The sequence below is a fragment of the Bathymodiolus heckerae thiotrophic gill symbiont genome, assembly GCF_900128515.1.
Taxonomy (GTDB): Bacteria; Pseudomonadota; Gammaproteobacteria; order PS1; family Pseudothioglobaceae; genus Thioglobus_A.
On sequence record NZ_FQTP01000224.1, the window covers coordinates 1 to 1,115 of the forward strand.

Here is a 1,115-nt window from a genome sequence, read left to right on the forward strand (position 1 = left end):
TACGCAGCGGTAACTTCTGCTAACGTAACAGCAACAGTGACGGATGATGGAATTGGGGCAAGTGTCGTTATCGGCAGTCAAACCTGGAGTGCATCTAATGTTTCATTAGTTCCTACTGCAAGCAACAACACACTAGGTACGGATTATTGGAAAGCTTATGTGGGCACTTCTGGTAGTGCAGCGGATGAAGATGGTTATTATTATACTTGGGATGCAGCGATGAATGTTTGCCCTAGTGGTTGGAGCTTGCCATCTGATTCCGATTGGAAAGTCTTAGAAGGTCAATTAGGTATGAGCACCACCCAACAAAATTTAACTGGTTGGCGTGGTACTGATGAAGGTACAAAGCTGAAAGTAGGCGGCTCTAGTAACTTCGAGGCTAAGTTAGCGGGCTACCGCAGTACCACTGGTAGTTTCTACAGTCGTGGTTACACCACGGACTTGTGGAGTAGTACTGGGTCAAGTAGTAGTGCCTACAGACGCAGCCTGAAGACTGACGAGGCTATAGTGTCCCGCAAGACCTTCAATAAGGCGCTCGGCTTTAGTGTTCGCTGCCTAAAGGATTAACTCGACACTTTGACACTTTGCCCCAGCCGAATGGCTGGGTATTTATACCCCTTGCGGGGTATTCACCCCGCAAGGGGGTGTTAAACAGAGTATCACCCAAGCTTGCTTGGGTGATTTTTTAATTACATAATAAAGGGTTAAGACATTTAAGAAAGGGCATTTATACCGTAGATAAATGATACTAATATCTAAAGATAAGTATCATTAAACATTACGGACATTGAGATGAATAAGTTATCAGCCCAGCGTTGTTTAGTTTAAGGATTAAACAAGTGAGGTTTATAAATCCAAACATCCTCTCATTTGTTAATGGCACTAATGGTTAAGACTAGAGGTGCCATTAAAAAAATGAGGATAGAAGAATCTTATATTTGGTGATGAGTAGGTGAAGCTTTACAAATTATATTTTTTAAGGGTCATGACAACTTAAGCGACTCTTTTCTGAACATTTCAAGCAAAATCTTATAAAGATTTTGCTTGCGATTATTGAATCTAAATTCACATTCTTTCAAGTGTAAATTAAACATATTTTTATTCATTCCTTTAAA

1 protein-coding gene and 1 pseudogene are annotated in these 1,115 nt (G+C 40.5%); one reads left to right on the forward strand and one right to left on the reverse strand.

All coding sequences use genetic code 11. The annotated features are described in order from the left end of the window. On the forward strand, nt 1-567 hold a 567-nt coding region (locus BTHERMOSOX_RS11440; protein ID WP_249360698.1), incomplete at its 5' end, for an FISUMP domain-containing protein. 416 nt (nt 568-983) lie between these two features. Here BTHERMOSOX_RS11440 and BTHERMOSOX_RS11445 read toward each other — a convergent pair. Continuing rightward, a pseudogene (locus BTHERMOSOX_RS11445) lies at nt 984-1,115 on the reverse strand (IS1595 family transposase); the annotation flags it as partial.